The 17,636-nt window shown below is 70.8% G+C and carries 20 protein-coding genes; 5 read left to right on the forward strand and 15 right to left on the reverse strand.

Annotated elements, in window-relative coordinates; all coding sequences use genetic code 11:
- Positions 1-25: 25 nt before the first annotated feature.
- Both L2Z93_RS16910 and L2Z93_RS16915 read left to right on the forward strand, forming a co-directional pair.
- A complete protein-coding gene (locus L2Z93_RS16910; protein ID WP_090588592.1) occupies positions 26-931 on the forward strand; it encodes an HAD family hydrolase in 906 nt (301 codons plus the stop codon).
- Between the two features lie 73 nt (positions 932-1,004).
- Complete coding sequence (locus L2Z93_RS16915) at positions 1,005-1,502, forward strand: FAS1-like dehydratase domain-containing protein (RefSeq protein WP_090588595.1); 498 nt, start codon at positions 1,005-1,007, stop codon at positions 1,500-1,502.
- Positions 1,503-1,513: 11 nt separating this feature from the next.
- Here the strand turns inward: L2Z93_RS16915 and L2Z93_RS16920 are convergent, their stop codons facing one another.
- From L2Z93_RS16920 to L2Z93_RS16955, 8 genes are all read right to left on the reverse strand, one after another.
- Positions 1,514-2,554, reverse strand: a complete 1,041-nt coding sequence (locus tag L2Z93_RS16920) for a lysophospholipid acyltransferase family protein (RefSeq protein WP_090588902.1) — start codon at positions 2,552-2,554, stop codon at positions 1,514-1,516.
- Between the two features lie 51 nt (positions 2,555-2,605).
- Positions 2,606-3,658, reverse strand: a complete 1,053-nt coding sequence (locus tag L2Z93_RS16925; protein ID WP_162561897.1) for an NAD-dependent epimerase/dehydratase family protein — start codon at positions 3,656-3,658, stop codon at positions 2,606-2,608.
- 108 nt (positions 3,659-3,766) lie between these two features.
- The gene (locus L2Z93_RS16930; RefSeq protein WP_003402602.1) at positions 3,767-3,868 is read right to left on the reverse strand and encodes a 30S ribosomal protein bS22; all 102 of its coding nucleotides are present in this window, start codon (positions 3,866-3,868) and stop codon (positions 3,767-3,769) included.
- Positions 3,869-3,993: 125 nt separating this feature from the next.
- Positions 3,994-4,245, reverse strand: coding sequence for a cell division/environmental response transcriptional regulator (locus L2Z93_RS16935; RefSeq protein ID WP_090588600.1), 252 nt, complete (start codon positions 4,243-4,245; stop codon positions 3,994-3,996).
- A 137-nt stretch (positions 4,246-4,382) separates the two neighbouring features.
- Positions 4,383-5,258 (reverse strand): pyrroline-5-carboxylate reductase, encoded by an 876-nt coding sequence (gene proC / locus L2Z93_RS16940; protein WP_090588602.1) that lies wholly within the window; start codon positions 5,256-5,258, stop codon positions 4,383-4,385.
- A 23-nt stretch (positions 5,259-5,281) separates the two neighbouring features.
- The gene (locus L2Z93_RS16945) at positions 5,282-6,127 is read right to left on the reverse strand and encodes a sugar phosphate isomerase/epimerase family protein (RefSeq protein WP_090588604.1); all 846 of its coding nucleotides are present in this window, start codon (positions 6,125-6,127) and stop codon (positions 5,282-5,284) included.
- A complete protein-coding gene (locus tag L2Z93_RS16950) occupies positions 6,127-7,209 on the reverse strand; it encodes an Rv0497 family membrane protein (protein ID WP_090588606.1) in 1,083 nt (360 codons plus the stop codon). Before L2Z93_RS16950 ends, L2Z93_RS16945 begins: the two co-directional genes overlap by 1 nt.
- On the reverse strand, positions 7,206-8,222 hold the full coding sequence (locus L2Z93_RS16955) for a Ppx/GppA family phosphatase (RefSeq protein WP_090588607.1): 1,017 nt from the start codon (positions 8,220-8,222) through the stop codon (positions 7,206-7,208). Before L2Z93_RS16955 ends, L2Z93_RS16950 begins: the two co-directional genes overlap by 4 nt.
- A 69-nt stretch (positions 8,223-8,291) precedes the next feature.
- Here L2Z93_RS16955 and L2Z93_RS16960 point away from each other — a divergent pair, with 69 nt between their 5' ends.
- Complete coding sequence (locus L2Z93_RS16960; protein WP_090588608.1) at positions 8,292-9,101, forward strand: DUF3109 family protein; 810 nt, start codon at positions 8,292-8,294, stop codon at positions 9,099-9,101.
- 6 nt (positions 9,102-9,107) lie between these two features.
- On the opposite strand, the gene L2Z93_RS16965 is transcribed toward L2Z93_RS16960, so the two are convergent.
- The 6 genes from L2Z93_RS16965 to L2Z93_RS16990 form a co-directional block, all read right to left on the reverse strand.
- The gene (locus tag L2Z93_RS16965) at positions 9,108-9,791 is read right to left on the reverse strand and encodes a winged helix-turn-helix domain-containing protein (RefSeq protein ID WP_090588609.1); all 684 of its coding nucleotides are present in this window, start codon (positions 9,789-9,791) and stop codon (positions 9,108-9,110) included.
- Between the two features lie 22 nt (positions 9,792-9,813).
- A complete protein-coding gene (locus tag L2Z93_RS16970; protein ID WP_090588610.1) occupies positions 9,814-10,965 on the reverse strand; it encodes a sensor histidine kinase in 1,152 nt (383 codons plus the stop codon).
- Between the two features lie 156 nt (positions 10,966-11,121).
- Complete coding sequence (locus L2Z93_RS16975) at positions 11,122-11,871, reverse strand: phosphoglyceromutase (protein WP_090588611.1); 750 nt, start codon at positions 11,869-11,871, stop codon at positions 11,122-11,124.
- Positions 11,872-11,926: 55 nt separating this feature from the next.
- Positions 11,927-12,427, reverse strand: coding sequence for a type III secretion system chaperone family protein (locus L2Z93_RS16980; RefSeq protein ID WP_090588612.1), 501 nt, complete (start codon positions 12,425-12,427; stop codon positions 11,927-11,929).
- A gap of 13 nt (positions 12,428-12,440) precedes the next feature.
- The gene (gene mshA / locus L2Z93_RS16985; RefSeq protein WP_090588613.1) at positions 12,441-13,730 is read right to left on the reverse strand and encodes a D-inositol-3-phosphate glycosyltransferase; all 1,290 of its coding nucleotides are present in this window, start codon (positions 13,728-13,730) and stop codon (positions 12,441-12,443) included.
- Between the two features lie 43 nt (positions 13,731-13,773).
- Positions 13,774-15,021, reverse strand: coding sequence for an ROK family transcriptional regulator (locus L2Z93_RS16990; RefSeq protein ID WP_234786096.1), 1,248 nt, complete (start codon positions 15,019-15,021; stop codon positions 13,774-13,776).
- A 232-nt stretch (positions 15,022-15,253) separates the two neighbouring features.
- On the opposite strand from L2Z93_RS16990, the gene L2Z93_RS16995 reads away from it, so the two are divergent.
- Positions 15,254-15,994: an SDR family oxidoreductase gene (locus L2Z93_RS16995; protein WP_090588615.1), complete on the forward strand. Its 741-nt coding sequence runs from the start codon at positions 15,254-15,256 to the stop codon at positions 15,992-15,994.
- A 50-nt stretch (positions 15,995-16,044) separates the two neighbouring features.
- Here the strand turns inward: L2Z93_RS16995 and L2Z93_RS17000 are convergent, their stop codons facing one another.
- Positions 16,045-17,106, reverse strand: a complete 1,062-nt coding sequence (locus L2Z93_RS17000; RefSeq protein ID WP_090588616.1) for a UDP-N-acetylmuramate dehydrogenase — start codon at positions 17,104-17,106, stop codon at positions 16,045-16,047.
- A 26-nt stretch (positions 17,107-17,132) separates the two neighbouring features.
- Here L2Z93_RS17000 and L2Z93_RS17005 point away from each other — a divergent pair, with 26 nt between their 5' ends.
- Positions 17,133-17,636 (forward strand): DUF2505 domain-containing protein, encoded by a 504-nt coding sequence (locus L2Z93_RS17005; protein ID WP_090588617.1) that lies wholly within the window; start codon positions 17,133-17,135, stop codon positions 17,634-17,636.

Raw genomic sequence — 17,636 nt, forward strand, 5'->3', positions numbered from 1 at the left:
CCAGGCGAGGCGAGGCAGGGGAGCGATGACCGACGACACCGAGACGGCTGCCGGCGGCGCGCCGAGCGCCGAGATGGCGCTGGCCGATCTGGAGAAGGCACGCCTGGAGAACGCCCGACTTGACACCGACGCCTTCGGCGAACGGACCCCGCCGCCGCCGGACCTGACCGCCGCCGCGTTCTTCGATGTGGACAACACCCTGATCCAGGGCTCCTCGCTGGTGCATTTCGCCCGCGGTCTGGCGGCCCGGGACTACTTCACCTATCTCGACATCGCCAAGTTCATCTACGCCCAGGCAAAGTTCCAGCTCACCGGCAAGGAGAACAGCGAGGACGTCGCCGAGGGCCGGCGCAAGGCGCTGTCCTTCATCGAGGGCCGCCCGACCTCCGAGCTGGTCGAACTCGGCGAGGAGATCTACGACGAGATCCTGGCCGACAAGATCTGGCCCGGCACCCGCGAACTGGCGCAGATGCACCTGGACGCCGGCCAGCAGGTGTGGTTGGTCACCGCGACCCCCTACGAGCTGGCCGCCACCATCGCCAGCCGGCTCGGGCTGACCGGCGCGCTGGGCACCGTCGCCGAGTCGGTGGACGGGGTGTTCACCGGCCGGCTGGTCGGCGACATCCTGCACGGGCCGGGCAAGGCGCACGCGGTGCGCGCGCTGGCCATCCGGGAGGGCCTGAACCTGCGGCGCTGCACCGCGTACTCCGACAGTTACAACGACGTGCCGATGCTGTCGCTGGTCGGCACCGCGGTCGCCATCAACCCCGACGGGGATCTGCGCGAGTACGCCCGCAAGCGCGGCTGGGAGATCCGCGACTTCCGCACCGCGCGCAAGGCCGCCCGGATCGGCGTGCCGTCGGCGCTGGCGCTGGGGGCGGCGGGCGGAGCGCTGGCCGCGCTGGCATCACGCCGCAACGACCGGCGTTGAGCCGGTAAACTTCGCCGCTGAATCGAGTTGCCGGCAGCGGCGGGCACGCGCGGAAGAGACGAGCAGAACTGACATGGTCATCGCCGAAGACATCATCGGAACGCACTACCGCTACCCGGACTACTTCGAGGTCGGCCGCGAGAAGGTCCGCGAGTTCGCCCGGGCCGTGTTCGACGAGCACCCGGCGCATTTCGACGCCGACGCCGCGTCCGAACTCGGCCACGACGCCGCCGTCGCCCCGCTGACCTTCGTCGCGGTGGCCGGCCGGCAGGTGCAGCTGGAGATGTTCAAGAAGTTCGACGTCGGGGTGAACATCGCCCGGGTGATCCACCGCGACCAGAAGTGGAAGTACCACCGCCCGGTGAAGGTCGGCGACAAGTTGTTCTTCGACTCCTACCTGGACTCGATCATCGAGTCGCACGGCACCGTCATCGTCGAGATGCGCGCCGAGGTCACCAACGCCGCCGGCGAACCCGTGATGACCAGCATCGTCACCATGATCGGTGAGGCCGCCAGCGACGCCGAGCTCGACGAGCAGACCAAGGCCATCGCCGCCCGCCTCGGGCTCTAACCGCTTGGGCTCTAACCCAGGAAGGTGTTGCGGCGCTGGCCGAGCAGCCGGTACAGGGTCTGCTGGATGGTCTCGCGCACCTGGTCGGTCAGCTCGAAGGTGACCATCGGGTCATCCGCGGCGGCCTCGTCGTAGTCGGCGGTCTCGATCGGCGCGCCGAACTCGATGCGCCACTTCGACGGCAACGGGATCAACCCGGCCGGCCCGGCGAACGGGAAGAACGGCGTGATCGGGAAGTACGGCAGGCCCAGCAGCCGGGCCAGCGGCTTGAGGTCGGCGATCATCGGGTAGATCTCCTCGGACCCGACGATCGAGCACGGGATGATCGGCGCCTTGGTGCGCAGCGCGGCGGACACGAACCCACCGCGGCCGAATCGCTGCAGCTTGTAGCGGTCCCGGTAATGCTTGCCGAGACCCTTGTAGCCCTCGGGGAACACCGCGGTCAGCTCACCGGCGGCCAGCAGCCGGTGCGCGTCGGCCGAGCAGGCCATGGTGTGGCCAGCCTTGCGGGCGGCCTGCCCCAGCCCGGGGACGTCGAACACCAGGTCCGCGGCGAGCATCCGCAGGTCGCGGTGCGCGGGGTGGTGGTCGTGCACGGCGACCGAGGCCATCAGGCCGTCCAGCGGCAGCACACCGGCGTGGTTGGCCACCACCAGCGCGGCGCCCTCACGCGGCAGATTCTCCACCCCGGAGACCTCGACGCGGAACCAGTTGTTGAACAGCAGCCGCAGCGACGGCAGGATCACGCCGTCGTTGAGATGCTGGTCGAAGCCGAACTCGTCGACGACGTAGTCACCGGTCAACCGCTTGCGCAGGAAGTCGGCCACCGAGGCGATCCGCTGCGACAGTTCGTTGGGTTCGGCGGCGGCGGTGAGATTTCGGCCCTCCAGGTCGAACACGACCCCGGCGAACTCCTCGGCGGTGGCCTGCTGATCCGCCAACGATGGGTGGCGGCGAGCCGCCTCGGCCCGCTGCGCACTACGTCGACTCGCCCCGGCGCGGCCCGAATTGCCATGCAGCGGAATCACATTCGCTTCAGAACTGTTCGCCACGTCCACCTTCTCCCCACCGCTTGTTTCGCCGGCCCGATTCCGGCGTGAATATCAGCTCCCCAGGCGCTGGGCCATCGCCACCGCGCGTCGTTCCACAGAGACTACCCATCGCGGGTCCAGGATGGCAGTCAGTCCGCGGCCGCGGACGTAGTCGTCGAACGCCTCCAGCGTCGTCCACTTGGGCCCGAATCCCAGCTCAGCGCGCATCCGAACGGTGTCCATCACCCGGCCGTAGCTCATGTAATCCACTTGATCCTCGGTGATGTCCGAACTGATCAGCCGCAACCCCAACGCGGGCATCGGCAGCGCGATCCGGCCGGACCGGCGGATCGCCTGGGACATCATGATGATCCCGTCGGCGCCGACGTTGAAGGTTCCGGGCCGGCCGGCGACCACGCCGTGCTCCAGAGCGCCCAGCGCGTCCTGCTCGTGCAGCAGCTGCAGCCGGGCGTCGCGGCCGGCGATGGTCGGCACCACCGGGCCCGCCAGGTAGCGCGATAGTGCGGTGTCCATGGCCGGGCCGATCATATTGGCCAGCCGCAGGATGGTGACCCCGATGTCGGGGCGACGGCGGCCCAGCCCGCGGGCGTATCCCTCGATGTCGATGCTGTCGCGGGCGAATCCCTCCCGCGGCGGCCGGCGGGCGCTGCTGTCCTCGGTGAAGGCCACCGGGTCATAGGCGCTCGAACCGTAAATCTCGGAGGTGGATTTCAGCACCACCCGCCGCACCGTGGGGGCGGCCTGGCAGGCGGCGAACAACTGCATCGCGCCCATCACGTTGAGTTCCTTCAACGTGGCGCGGCCGCCGGACCGCGGCACGAAGGACGCGGCCGCGGCGTGCACGACGGTGTCGACGTCGTAGTTGCGGATCACCTTGCCGATGAAGGGATTGCGGATGTCGGCGCGCACGAATTCGGCGCGGCCCATCCGGCGCAGCATGTCCTTGCTCGGGGTCAAGGCGTCGACGGCGATGACCCGCTCGATGTCGGATTTCTGCGCCAACCGGGCGGTCAGATAGCCGCCGAGGAATCGGCAGGCGCCGGTGACCAGCACCACCTTGGGGGGCCCTGCTGCCTCGTTCACGCCGCGGTGTCCCGACTCCATCCCGATAGGGTACCGAGCGCGTTGGGCGCGGGTGTTACCGGCAGGTACAGACGAGATGACGACCCGAGCGCACGCCGTGACCGGGTGCGCGTCGGGCCGCCACAAGCGCTACTTGCCGAGTTTTCTGCGCTGAACCCGGGTGCGGCGGAGCAGCTTGCGATGCTTCTTCTTCGACATCCGCTTACGCCGCTTCTTGATGACTGAACCCATAACTCCGCTGTCTACCCACGCGACGCCATGCGCCGCTCCTGACTCAACCCGGTCACCTTACCGAAGAGAGCGCGTGAACCCGAAAACGGGCCGGTCACACGCACGATCGACGGGTGTGGACGTTCTCAGCCGGCGTCGAAGTAGGAGGTCTCCAGCAGGTCGTGCACGGCCTTGGCGTGCACCCGGAAGGAGCGTCCGACCCGGACCGCGGGCAGTTCGCCGTTGTGCACCAACCGGTACACCGTCATCTTTGACACCCGCATCAATGCGGCGACCTCGGCGACGGTCAGAAACTGCGTCGTTGCCGCCGGTTGCCCTTCGGGGGCCCCGTCACGCGCGCCCTTGGCGCCACCCGATGGTCCGTTCATAGACGTCATCGCAACCCAATCAGTCAGGCACGGCCGTTCCAGCGGCTTCCCCACCGCTGGAGCGAACGCGTGCTTCCACGAGGAGAATAGCGGGACTGATGGGGTTACTGCGACGGGTGTGGGGTAATCCGTTGAAAATTCTTGAACTACTCGGGTGTGATTCCCAGCTGCTCAGACCGCGTTTTCGCGGCGTCCACGGCCGCGGCGACGGCCGCCCGCAGCCCGCCCTTTTCGAGTTCCCGCAGGCCCGCGGCGGTGGTGCCGCCCGGAGAGGTCACCGTCGCGCGCAATTGGGCGGCCGACGTGTCGACCGCGTGCGCCTGCGCGCCGTCGGCCGCGGAGCGATCCGATTCCCGTCGCTCCAGCAGCATCGCGGCCGACCCGGCCATCGTCTGCACCGCGAGGTCGGTGGCCACCGCGCGGCTCAGCCCGGAGGCCACCCCCGCGTCGACCAACGCCTCGACCACCAGGAAGAAGTACGCCGGGCCGGAACCGGAGAGCGCCGTAACGGCGTCCATCTGCGCCTCGGAGACCGTTTCGACGGTGCCGACGGCCCGGAACAGGGTGGCGGCCTCTTCGAGCTGCTCCGGGGTCGCGAAGCGCCCGGGAGCCAGCGCGGTGACACCGGCGCCGACGAGGGCGGGCGCATTCGGCATCGCCCGGATCACCGGGGCCCCGGCCGGCAGGCTGGACTCGTAGAAGGCGGTGGACACTCCGGCCGCCACCGAGATGTACACCTGCTCGGTGCCGTTGTCCTCGGCGACCGCGGCCGCCTCGGAGATGGCGGCGACGGCGGAGGCGACGTCGGTGGGCTTGACCGCCACGATCACGTAGGCGGCGTGGCCGGCCGCGTCGGACACCTTGTCGGTGACCTGCACGCCGTAGCTGCCGGCCAGATGCTTGGCCCGCGCGGGGGCCTTCTCGGCCACCACCAGATCCTTGACCTGCCTGCCGCTGCGCAGCAGACCCGCCAGGATCGCCTCGCCCATACTTCCGCCACCGATGATCGCGATTCTCGCCATGGCCGAGAACCCTATCGCGACACTTAACGCATGAGGTGGGTGCGCGCGTACTCCAGCGACTCGGCCAGCAGCGCGGTCCGCTCGGCGTCGTCACGGGCGGCGGAGGTGGTGACTTCCAGCACGACGTGGCCGTTGAAGTCCCCGGCGGCCAGGTTCTGGCACACCTGCGCGGTCGGTTGCGCGCCGCGGCCGGGCACCAGGTGCTCGTCGGCCGCCGCGCCGTTGCCGTCGCACAGGTGCAGGTGCACCAGACCGGATCCCATCCGGGCGGCCATCTCCAGCGCGTCGGTGCCGGCCGTCGCGGTGTGCGACAGGTCCAGCGTGTAGTGCGCGTGATCGCCGTCCAGGGGGTCGTAGGACGGCGCGAACGCCGAGATCCCCGGGCCCGGGTCGCCGCCGCGGCGGCGCATCCGCTCGATGGACGGCGCGCCGGTGCCGAAGAACCGGTCGGCGCGGAACGGGAACATGTTCTCCACCGCGACCAGCACGTCGCTGCGCGACTCCAGTTCGGCGACCTGATCGGAGAAGCCGGCGGCGTAGCGCCGCTGCCAGCGGAACGGCGGGTGCACCACCACCGTCTGCGCGCCCAGTTTCTCGGCCGCGGCCACGCTGCGGTCCAGTTTGGCGATCGGGTTCGCGCCCCACACCCGCTGCGAGATCAGCAGGCACGGGGCGTGCACGGACAACACCGGCATCGAGTACTTGCGGGACAGCCGGGCCACGGCGTCGATGTCCTGGCTGACCGATTCCGCCCACACCATCAGCTCGACGCCGTCGTAACCGAGCCGGGCGGCGTATTCGAAGGCGGCCTCGGCGCGCAGCGGATAGACCGAGGCCGTCGACAGGCCGACTTTGATCGCGGGGCGCACTAGCTCGATTGCAGCAGGGCCAGCGGACCCAGCGTGATCAGGGCGCCCACCACGACGGCGATCAGCGTGCTGGCGATGTCCTCGGTCTTGCGCACGATGCGCACGCCGACCACCAGTCCGAGGATGACCAGCACCGACAGCACCAGCGCGATGATGTTCTGCCACTCCCACAGCCGCAGGAACGCCAGGAACAGCCCGCCCCCCAGCGCCACCGCGAGGATGGACTGCGCGGCGATGGCCAGCCCGCGCAGCAGCTTGTGCCCGAAACCGGGCTGATCGTGCGAGGGCGGCGGGGCTTCGTCCTCGTCGACGGCGTCGCTGTCGTCGAGCACGATCTCCGGCTCGCCGTTGACCCGCCGGCGGGCCAGTTCGTCGGCGACGCTGTCACCGCCGAACAGCGCGTCGTCGGCATCGGCGTCCAGCTCGAGGTCGACGACGGCGACCTCATCGGCCAGGTCCGGGCTCATCCACTCGGCGTCTTCGACCTCGACGGCCGCCACCGCCGCGGGCTGCGGCTCCTCGACGACGGTTTCCTCCGCCGGTTCCTCGGTCTTGGGAGCCGGGCGGGAGCGCAGGCTGCGGCGCAGCGGACGCAAGTCCGGGCTGCGCTCGGGACGGCGGTCACCGCCGCGGCGCGGGGACGGGCGCGACGAGCGCTGCGGCGGCACCTCGACCGCGGCGACGGACTCCTCGGGCTCTTCCGGCTCGGGCTCGGGCTCGGCGGCGGGCTCGGCGGCGGCGGGCTCCTCGGCAACCGCGGGCTCATCCTCGGCGATGATCTCTTCGACCTCGACGGCCTCTTCGAAGATCTCCGACTCCGGGGCCAGCGCCTCGGCCGGCGGCTCCTCCACCTGTTCGGGCGCGGACTCGTACCCGGCGTCCTTGAGGTCCTTGTCGGTGACGATCGGCATGGCGCCGGACCGGATGATGGGGATCTCGCCGGTCAATTCGGCGACCGTCACCGCGTCGGCGTTGCCGCGGCGCCGGCGGCGACGCCCGCCCACCGGGGGCGAGCCGATGGTGCCGTTCTTGGCCAGCAGCTCGGCCACCGATATCCGCTTGGTGTCGTCTGCGTCGCTCATCGTTTCCCGCCTTTCGTCCCACCGGAACGAGGTTCGTCGGCACCTCGACCAGCATCCCGCACCGGCGTCTCCACCAGTGCGGTGCCGTCGGCTTCACTATCCAGCTTGCGCAGGATAAGGCCCTCGCGAAGCGCCCACGGGCAAATGTCGACGGTGTCGATCGACAGCGCCCGCATACTGGCCTCGGCGACCAAGGCGCCGGCCACGATCTGTGGCGCCCGCTCGCTGCTGACCCCTTCCAACTCTGCCCGATCAGCTGCGGTCATCCTAGAGATGAACGCTATGAGCTGTCTGAGACCGTTGGCTGTCAGCGTCCGCTTGACACGCGGTCCCGCGCCCGAGGGCGCCGCCCCGGTCAGCCGGGCCAGCGAACGGAACGTCTTGGACGAGGCGACGGTCAGGTCGGGCGACCCGGCGGCCAGCACCTCCTTGGCCGGCTCCACCAGTTCGACGTCCAGCCAGTCACGCAGCATCGCCACCCGACGCTTGCCCGGCGGATCCTCGGTGATCCAGTCCCGGGTCAACCGGCCCGCGCCCAGCTGCAGCGACAGCGCCACGTCGGGTTCCTCGTCGACCCCGCTGGACAGCTCCAGCGACCCGCCGCCGATGTCCAGGTTGATGATCCGACCGGCGCTCCAGCCGTACCAGCGGCGCACCGCCAGGAAGGTCAACCGCGACTCGTCGCGGCCGGAGAGCACCTGCAGGTTGACCCCGGCCTCCTCGGCCACCCGGGCCAGCACCGCCTCGGAGTTGGTGGCGTCGCGGACCGCGGAGGTCGCGAACGCCATCAGCTCCGCGCAGCCCGAACTCGCGGCGATGGTGGCGAACTCGCTCACCGTCGACACCAGCTTGTCGGCGCCCTTGCGGGTGAGTTTGCCGGAGTCGTCAATCGCCTCGGCCAGCCGCAGCGCCGATTTCGTCGAACTCATCGGTGTGGGGTGACCGCCGCGACGGGCATCCACCACCAGCAGATGAACCGTGTTGCTGCCCACGTCGAGCACGCCCAATCGCACGATGACAAATTAGTCGGCTAACACCCGGCGTGTCGCGGGCGGGGTCGGTTAGCCACTACGGTGACAGCCGTGAACGCGTGGTCTGCTGAACACCCCGGCGAGGTGGCGCTGGACTTCCCGCGCGAATGGGTCGAGTTCGCCGATCCGGATGACCCCGAACATCTGATCTGCGCGGACCTCACCTGGCTGCTGTCGCGGTGGACCTGCGTGTTCGGCACGCCGGCCTGCCAGGGCACCGTCGCGGGCCGTCCCGACGACGGTTGCTGCAGCCACGGCGCGTTCCTGTCCGACGACGACGACCGCGCCAAACTCGACGACGCCGTGAAGCGCCTTGGCGCCGACGACTGGCAGTACCGCGACAAGGGACTGGGCCGCAAGGGCTACCTGGAGGAAGACGAGCACGACGGGGAGCCGCAATTGCGGACCCGCAAGCACAAGGGCGCCTGCATCTTCCTGAACCGGCCCGGGTTCGCCGGCGGGGTGGGCTGCGCGCTGCACAGCAAGGCGCTGGAACTGGGCGTCGAGCCGCTGACCATGAAGCCGGAGGTGTGCTGGCAGCTGCCGGTTCGGCGCAGCCAGGACTGGGTGCAGCGGCCCGACGGCGCGGAGATCCTGAAGACCACCATCACCGAGTACGACCGCCGCGGCTGGGGTCCCGGCGGCGCGGACCTGCACTGGTACTGCACCAGCGACCCGGACGCGCACACCGGGGCGCGGCCGGTCTACGAGTCCTACCGGCCCGAGCTCATCGAGCTGATCGGCGAGAACGCCTACGACGCGCTGGCCGCGCTGTGCCGCCGGCGTTCCCAGCTGGGCCTGGTCGCCGTGCATCCGGCGACGACGGCCGCGCAGGGCCGCTGCGGCAAGAAGCGGGCTTAGCCCGGCTTAGCCCTCGAGCTTGTAGCCCAGCCCTCGCACGGTGACCAGGCGGACCGGGTTGGCCGGGTCCTCCTCGATCTTGGAGCGCAACCGCTTGACGTGGACGTCGAGGGTCTTGGTGTCCCCCACGTAGTCCGCGCCCCACACCCGATCGATCAACTGGCCGCGGGTGAGCACCCGGCCGCTGTTGCGCATCAGGTATTCGAGCAAGTCGAACTCCTTGAGCGGCAGCGTGATGGGCTCGTTGCCGACGGTGACGATGTGGCGTTCGACGTCCATCCGCACCGGCCCGGCCTCCAGGATCCCGTCGCCGCCGATGGCGTCGCCCTCACCGCCGCGGCGCAGCACCGCGCGGATCCGGGCGATCAGCTCACGCGCGGAGTAGGGCTTGGTGACGTAGTCGTCGGCGCCCAGCTCCAGGCCCACCACCTTGTCGATCTCGCTGTCGCGCGCAGTCACCATGATCACCGGCACCGCGGATTTCGCACGCAGCTGCTTGCAGACGTCGGTGCCGCTCATTCCGGGCAGCATCAGATCCAGCAGCACGATGTCGGCGCCGGAACGCTCGAACTCGGCCAGCGCCGAGGGCCCGTCGGTCACCACGGTCGCCTCGAATCCCTCCTTGCGCAACAGGAAGGCCAACGGGTCGGCCAAAGACTCTTCGTCTTCGACGATCAGCACACTGGTCATCGCGTGATCACTCACTTTCTTTTCAGGCTTGTTCATCGGTCTCCGGCCAGGCCGGGATGGCGAGGGTGAAGGTGGATCCGGTGCCGAGTTGGCTCCACACCCGGATCGTCCCGTTGTGGTTGGCGGCCACGTGTTTGACGATCGCCAGCCCCAGGCCGGTCCCGCCGGTGGCGCGGGAGCGGGCCTGGTCGACGCGGAAGAAGCGCTCGAAGACGCGCTCCTGGTCGTCCTTGGCGATGCCGATGCCGCGGTCGGTGACCGCGATCTCGATCAGGTCCCCGCGGCGGCGACGGGAGATCGACACCGTCGAACGCTGCGGTGAATAGGCGATCCCGTTGGAGATCAGGTTGGCCACCGCGGTGGCCAACAGGGTGTGGTCGCCCAGCATGGTCAGACCGCTGGCGGCGTCGGTGACGATGCGGATCTCGTGGTTGTCGGCGGCCACCTTGTTGCGCTTGACCGCCTCGGCGACCACCGAGTCGACGTCGACCTCGCCGAGGTCGGGCAGCGGGTCGGCGCCCTGCAACCGGGACAGTTCAATGAGCTCGCCGACCATGCCTGCCAGCCGGCGCGACTCGGCGAGCACCTTCGTGCCGAACCGGCGCACCGTCTCGGGGTCGTCGACCGACTCCAACAGCGCCTCGGCCAGCACTCCCATCGCCCCGACCGGGGTCTTGAGCTCGTGGCTGACGTTGGCGACGAAGTCCCGCCGGGTGGCCTCCACCCGGGCCAGCTCGGACTGGTCGTCGGCGTAGATCAGGGCGAATCGGGGGTCGGCGCCGTCCAGCCGGCGAAGCTGGACCCGCACCGACAGCCCGGAGCGGCCCTGAGCGGCGCGGCGCCCGGCAAGCAGGGACACCTCGGTGTCGCGGCCGTCGGCAAGGGTGCGCTGGGCGGCCTGCCACACCCGGTCGTCGAGCCGGCGGTCCCGGACCAGCCCCAGCTCGGCGGCGCGGTCGTTGGCGTAGACCACATCGTGGAACTTGTCGACCACGGCGACGCCGATCGGGGCGCGGGCGACGATGTCAGCGAGGAGTTCCGACATTGTCATCCCGGCCTGCTCGGCGTCGGCGATCCGGCGGCGTTCGGCCAACCGCGGCGACAAGGCCAGCCCGATGGCGACGCCCGCGGCCGTCGTGACACCGGCGAGCAGAACTGCCGCCAACAAACTCACGGGCAAATCGTACGGCCCCGATGAACGTCATCCCAGCAGCGTGCGGCCATTCTCGGCACAGATCACAGCCATCAGCGCGGCTGTTCAGGCAGCGTTCACCGACGTTCACCCGGTGTTCGCGGGCCGGTGGTGTTTGTCGCCCCGGCGACGGCGCGGCTACTTCTTGGCGCCCTGGGCGGCGACCGCGGCCGCGCCGGCGGCGGCGGCCTCCGGATCCAGGTACACCCCGCCCGCGACAAGCGGCGTGAGGTTCTCGTCGAGGTCGTAACGCAGCGGGATGCCGGTCGGGATGTTCAGGCCGGTGATGGCGTCATCGGACATGTTGTCGAGGTGCTTGACCAGCGCGCGCAGCGAGTTGCCGTGCGCGGCGACCAGCACCGTCTTGCCGGCCCGCAGGTCCGGAACGATGGTCTCCTGGAAGTACGGCACCAGCCGGGCCACCACGTCGGCCAGGCACTCGGTCAGCGGCCCGCCGCCGATCTCGGCGTAGCGCGGGTCGGCGTCCTGGCTGAACTCGCTGCCCTTCTCGATCGGCGGCGGCGGGGTGTCGTAGCTGCGCCGCCACGCCATGAACTGCTCTTCGCCGTACTTCTCCTTGGTGGCGGCCTTGTCCAGGCCCTGCAGCGCGCCGTAGTGGCGCTCGTTGAGCCGCCAGTCGCGGTGCACCGGGATCCAGTGCCGGTCCGCGGCGTCCAGCGCCAGGTTGGCGGTGGTGATCGCGCGACGCAGCAGCGAGGTGTAGAGCACGTCCGGCAGCAGGCCTTCCTCTGCCATCAGCTCACCGCCGCGGACCGCCTCGGAGCGGCCCTTCTCGGTCAGGTGGACGTCCACCCACCCGGTGAATTGGTTCAGCGCGTTCCATTCGCTCTCGCCGTGACGGAGCAGCACCAGCGTCGAGGTTCCCATGCCAGGAATCCTCTCACGCGTACCCGAGGGTTCGCTCGCGCACCAAGAACCCGCCTCACTCCTCGATCAGGTGCTCGAAGGCCTGCAGATTCTTCAGCGACTCGCCGCGGTCGACCCGCCAGGCCCATTCCTTCTGGATGGAACTGCGGAAGCCGAGTTCCAGCAGGGTGTTGAAGTCGGAGTCCACCGCCTCCAGCACCTGCCCGAGCACCCGGTCGATCTCATCGGCGGTCACCGCTTCCAGCGCCATCCGCCCGACCAGGTAGATGTCGCCGGTGTTGTCCAGCGTGTAGGCCACCCCGTACAGCCGCCGGTTGCGTTTCAGCAGAAACCGGTAGACGCCCTCGAAGTTCTCGTCGGGCTGGCGGCAGACGAACGCCTCCACCCGCACCGAATGCTCGCCGATCTGCAGGATGGTGTTGGTCTTGAGCTTGCGTTCGCCGGGCAGTTCGACCACCAGGCCCGGCAGCCCGCCGTGCGCGCCCGGGAACCGCTGGTAGGTCAACTCGCGCTCGTCGAGGGCGTCGGCGATCAGCTTTTCCACGGCGGCGCTCATGCCTTGTGCTGCCTCACGCGCGAACTCCCCTTCGTAGGTTCCACCGCCGGCCATCGCGGCGGGCCCGCAGCGCCAGCCCGGCGGCGCGCTGCCGTTCCCGACCGTAGTCGGCGATGGCCCGCCGGTAGGACTCCAGCAGCGCGTCGGCGGTGTGACCCCAGGAGAACCCGCCGGCGTGCTCGACGGCGGCGCGGCCCATCTCAGCCAGCCGGCCGGAGGACAGCACCGCGCCGAGCGCCGCAGCCCAGTCGTCGGGCCGATGGCCGTCGACCAGCACCCCGGTGACGCCGTCGCGCACCGCGACCGGCAGACCACCCACCCGCGCGGCGACCACCGGCGTGCCGCAGGCCTGCGCCTCCACCGCCACGAGTCCGAAGGACTCCGAGTAGCTGGGCACCGCGACCAGGTCGGCGGCCCGGTACAGGTCGGCCAGTTCCGCGCGCGGCAGCGGCGGCAGAAACGTGACGCGGTCGGCCATACCGAGGTCGGCAGCCAGTTCGGCCAGCCCGTCGGGGGCTGCCAGCCCGGATCCGGACGGCCCGCCGGCCACCACCACCTGCAGGTCCGGGAGTTGGGCTACGGCCCGCAGCAGCACATCGGGGGCCTTCAGCGGCTGGATCCGGCCGACGAACGCGACCATCGGCCCGTCGCCGAGCCCCAGCGCGGCCCGCGCGGCGGTCCTGTCGCCGGGGGTGAACACCTCGAGATCCACACCGGGGTGCACCACGTCGATGCGGTCGGGGTCAGCATTGTGCAGCGCGACCAGTTCGTCGGCTTCGATCGCGGTGTTGACGATCAGCCGGTCCGCCTCGTCGACCACCTGCTGCTCGCCGACCGCGCGCAAGGGTGGTTCGGGGATGTCGCCGTCGGCCAGCGCGGCGTTCTTCACCGCCGCCAGGGTGTGCGCGGTGTGCACCAGGGGCACCGCCCACCGGTCGGCGGCCAGCCAGCCAACCTGCCCGGACAGCCAATAGTGCGAGTGCACCACGTCGTAGTAGCCGGGTTCCTGCGCGGCTTCGGCGCGCAGCACCGCGGCGGCGAACGCGCACAGCTGGGTGGGCAGGTCGTATTTGTCCAGGCCCTCGAACGGGCCGGCGATGACGTTGCGGACCGTCACCCCGGGCGCCACCGCGACCACCGCCGGGTCCGCGGAGCTGGTGGCCCGGGTGAAGATGTCCACCGCCACTCCACGCCGGGCCAGGTTCAGCGCGCTCTGCAACACGTACACATTGAGCCCACCGGCGTCGCCCTTGCCGGGCTGCGCCAACGGCGAGGTGTGGACGGAGATGACGGCTGCGCGCACCCTCCCATATTGGCACGACGGGCGATGGCGGCCCGCCGCGCGCTCACTGCGCCCGGCGCAGCGCCCGGATCGGGTCGCTGAACAGGGCGCTCAGCGACACGATGCCGGCGCCGGCTTCCTGCACCCGGTTGCCGAATGTCGTCAGCCGGATCGCCCGCGGCGCGAGCGCGCTGCGCGCCGCGAACGCCTCCCGCAGGGTGGGCAGTTCTTCGGGGTAGTCGGTGAACGCCTGTCCGCCGACGACGAGTTCGTCGGGATTGAGCAGATCGCGCAGCAGGGCCGTGGATTCGCCGAGGATCCGGGCGCGTTCGCGCAGCAGCGCGGCGGCCGTCTCGTCGCCGCCGCGGGCGGCGGCCAGCACCGCCGCGACGCCGTCGATTGCGGCGGCCACGCCGCGTTGACGGGCGGCGGTCAGCACCGCCTCGTCGCTGACGGTGGCCTCCAGCGTCCCGTCGCCGCCGAGCAGGTCGCTGCGCACCGGCAGCCCCGCGATGGTGCCGGGACCGCTGGCCGGGCTGTGCACCCGACCGCCGATGACCAGGGCGTACCCGACGGTCTCGCGGGCGTACACGTAGAGCCGGGTGGCGTCGTCTCCGAGTCGCGGAGCGCTGCCGCGCTCCGGCCCCGTCCGGCCCAGCAGCAGTTCCGCGCCGGCCATCGCCTCGACGTGCGCGGCGACCGAGGTGGGCAACCCGAGCGCGGTGGCCAGCACCGGCCCGACCGGCGCCTCGGTCCAGCCCAGCCGCGGATGGTCGACGTAGCCGGTCGCGCTGTGCACCGTGCCGCCGATGCTGACACCGACCGACAGCACCCGCCGGCGCCGCCACCGGGTGAGGTAACGCTGCGCGCTGGCGGCGACCGCGGCCAGCGCGACCTGCTGGCCGCCGCGCGGGGTCGGGGTTTCCACGGCGTCCAGGGCCCGGCCGAGCAGGTCGGTGGCCACGATGCTGGTGCTGCGGGCGCCGATGTGCACCCCGAGGGTGAGGAACGGCTCGTGGTTGACCTCGACCGGGATCCGGGGGCGGCCGATCGCCCCGGCGATGGTCAGGTCGGCGCGTTCCCGCAGCAAGCCGGCGTCCAGCAGCGCGGTGACCTGGCGGTTGACCGTGGCGATGGACAGGTCGGTGGAGCGGGCGATGGTGTCGCGGGCGATCGGCCCGCGGGCGCGGACCGCGCCGAACACCGCGGCGCTCGCGGATTCGGCGACCTGCAGGGCCGGGGAGACGACATGGCGCCGCGGCCGAACCGGGTGCAGCCGGGTGGGATGGGCCGCCCTGGCCGCGGCGGTCACCGGGCGGACGGGAGCGGAATCGGCAGTGCTGGTGGAAACGGCAACGGGGGTGGAAACAGCGGTGCGCACGAGGAGTTGTCCTTGAAAAAGTCGGGGCGGGGACCTGCGCCGCGCCGACCTTCAGACGTCAGGCGCAGCAGAAACCGGGACAACAACACATGCCGACGTGCGCGGCGGCAGGGTGTCCGGTGAACATGGATGAGAATTTAGCACGCTGATTACAGTTGGCCCGATGAGCGACCCAAATTCGGCCCAGCCCATCGCGGTGGTCACCGGCGCCAGTTCCGGGATCGGCGCGGCCACCGCCAGAACCCTTGCCGCACAGGGCTTTCACGTGGTGCTGGCGGCGCGCCGCGCGGCCCGCATCACCGAGTTGGCCGAGGAGATCGGCGGCGCCTCGGTAGTGGCCGATGTCACAAACCAGGAGTCGGTGGACGCGCTGGCCGACGCCGTCGGGCGACTGCCGGGTCCGTTGTCGGTGCTGGTGAACAACGCCGGCGGGGCCCGCGGGCTGGAGCCGATCGACGAGGCCGACATCGAGCACTGGCGCTGGATGTGGGAGACCAACGTGCTGGGCACGCTGCGGGTGACCCGGGCGCTGCTGCCGGCGCTGCTGGACTCCGGCGACGCCCTGATCGTCACGGTGACCTCGGTCGCGGCGTTCGAGACCTACGTCGGCGGGGCGGGTTACACCTCGGCCAAGCACGCCGAGTCCGCGCTGCACCGGACCCTGCGGCTGGAGCTGCTCGGCAAACCGGTGCGGCTCACCGAGATTCTGCCCGGCGCGGTGCAGACCGAATTCTCACTGCGCCGCTTCGACGGCGACTCCGAGCGCGCCGACGCCATCTACGCCAAGATGACCCCGCTGGTCGCCGAGGATGTCGCCGAGGTGATCGGGTTCGTGGCGTCGCGGCCGTCGCACGTGGCGCTGGACCGGATCGTGATGCGGCCGCGGGATCAAGCGCCCCGGTAGGTCGCTAGCGAAGCCGGAGCCTGCGGAGGCTTTGCGCAGCGGGCCTGCCGCTAAAGCTGGGCGCCGATCAGCACCGGTTCGGGGACCAGGGTGATGCCGAACTTCTCGGCCACCCCGTCGCGCACCGCCCGCGCCAGCGCCAGGATGTCCGAAGTGCTCGCCGAACCCCGATTGGTAAGCGCCAGAGCGTGTTTCGTCGACAACCTGGCCGGTGCCGCGGCGTCGGGATAACCCTTGCCGAAGCCGGCGTGCTCCACCAGCCAGCCCGCGGCCAACTTCACCTGGTCACCCGGCGCCGGATAGTTGGGCACCGGTCCGGGGGCCGCGGCGCACACCGCGTCGTACACCGCGCGGGGGGCCACCGGGTTGGTGAAGAACGAACCGACGCTCCAGGTGTCGTGGTCCTCGGCGTCGAGCACCATGCCTTTGCCACGGCGCAGCGCGAGCACCGCCTCGCGGACCCGCTGCGGATCGGCACGCCCGCCAGGTTCCACGCCCAGGGTGGCGCTCAGTTCGCCGTAGCGCAGCGGGGCGCTGCGCCCGGCGTCGTCGAGGGCGAACTCGACCTCCAGCGCGACGGCGTCGTCGCTGCCCTTGAGCACGCTGGTGCGGTAGCCGAACGCCAGCCGCTGCGCCGGCGCCCAGGACACCTCGCCGGTGCGCCGGTCCAGCAGCCGCACCCGGGTGATCACGTCGGCCACCTCGACGCCGTAGGCGCCGACGTTCTGCACCGGCGTGGCGCCTGCCGATCCGGGGATCCCGGACAGGCATTCCAGTCCGCCCAGGCCGGCGGCCAGCGCGGCGGTCACCACGTCGTCCCAACACGCGCCGGCCTCGGCGCGGACCAGGTTGCCGTCCACGGTGATCCCGGCGCTGGCCAGCCGCAGCACCGCCAGGCCCGCGAGGTCGTCGGCGATCACCACGTTCGACCCGCCGGCCAGCAGCAGCGGGGCGGCGCCTTCGGCGTCGAGTTCGGTGACGGCCGCGACGATCTGCTCGGTGCTCACGGCGGTGATCAACCGATCGGCCACCGGCCCGGTGCGCAGGGTCGTCAAGGAAGCCAGCGGGGCCTGCTCGGCCACCGCCGCGCCCGCGTAGCGTGCACCGGTCACGGGGGCTAACGGTAGCCTGACCAGCTATGCCACGCTCATTCGACATGGCCGCCGACTACGCCAGCAGCGTGCCGACCGTGCTCGCGGCGTTCGGCGACGAGCGCTATTGGTTGGCCCGGCTGGACGCCTCCACCGGCGAAGCGCACCTCGACCAGCTGACCCGCGATTCCGACGGCGCCATCACGGTGCGCACCACCGAGGTGCTCGACAGCGACACCTTGCCTGCGCTGGTGCGCCAGGTGTATCCCGGTGACCTGCGCGTCGAACGCAGCGAGCACTGGTCCCCGGTCTCCGGCGGCAGTTCGACGGCGACGGTGACCGGGGCGGTGCCCGGCGCCCCGGTGCGACTCGCCGGCAACGGCACGCTGTCCCCCGCCCACGCGGGATCGCACCTGCAGCTCACCGTGTCCGTCGAGGTCCGGATCCCACTGGTGGGCGGGAAGATCGAAGAGATGCTGGGCGGCCAGCTGCGGGAGCTGATCGCCTACGAGCAGCGCTTCACCACCGAGTGGCTCACCGGTCGCTCCTGA

Source organism: Mycolicibacterium brumae, from assembly GCF_025215495.1.
GTDB lineage: Bacteria > Actinomycetota > Actinomycetes > Mycobacteriales > Mycobacteriaceae > Mycobacterium > Mycobacterium brumae.

What these genes read in the sequence shown, in the direction of transcription:
- L2Z93_RS16910 (WP_090588592.1), top strand. Translation starts at nt 26, where the DNA reads ATGACCGACGACACCGAGACGGCTGCCGGCGGCGCGCCGAGCGCCGAG.
- L2Z93_RS16915 (WP_090588595.1), top strand. Translation starts at nt 1,005, where the DNA reads ATGGTCATCGCCGAAGACATCATCGGAACGCACTACCGCTACCCGGAC.
- L2Z93_RS16925 (WP_162561897.1), bottom strand. Translation starts at nt 3,658, where the DNA reads ATGGAGTCGGGACACCGCGGCGTGAACGAGGCAGCAGGGCCCCCCAAG.
- L2Z93_RS16930 (WP_003402602.1), bottom strand. Translation starts at nt 3,868, where the DNA reads ATGGGTTCAGTCATCAAGAAGCGGCGTAAGCGGATGTCGAAGAAGAAG.
- L2Z93_RS16935 (WP_090588600.1), bottom strand. Translation starts at nt 4,245, where the DNA reads ATGACGTCTATGAACGGACCATCGGGTGGCGCCAAGGGCGCGCGTGAC.
- proC (WP_090588602.1), bottom strand. Translation starts at nt 5,258, where the DNA reads ATGGCGAGAATCGCGATCATCGGTGGCGGAAGTATGGGCGAGGCGATC.
- L2Z93_RS16950 (WP_090588606.1), bottom strand. Translation starts at nt 7,209, where the DNA reads ATGAGCGACGCAGACGACACCAAGCGGATATCGGTGGCCGAGCTGCTG.
- L2Z93_RS16965 (WP_090588609.1), bottom strand. Translation starts at nt 9,791, where the DNA reads ATGACCAGTGTGCTGATCGTCGAAGACGAAGAGTCTTTGGCCGACCCG.
- L2Z93_RS16975 (WP_090588611.1), bottom strand. Translation starts at nt 11,871, where the DNA reads ATGGGAACCTCGACGCTGGTGCTGCTCCGTCACGGCGAGAGCGAATGG.
- L2Z93_RS16980 (WP_090588612.1), bottom strand. Translation starts at nt 12,427, where the DNA reads ATGAGCGCCGCCGTGGAAAAGCTGATCGCCGACGCCCTCGACGAGCGC.
- L2Z93_RS16995 (WP_090588615.1), top strand. Translation starts at nt 15,254, where the DNA reads ATGAGCGACCCAAATTCGGCCCAGCCCATCGCGGTGGTCACCGGCGCC.
- L2Z93_RS17005 (WP_090588617.1), top strand. Translation starts at nt 17,133, where the DNA reads ATGCCACGCTCATTCGACATGGCCGCCGACTACGCCAGCAGCGTGCCG.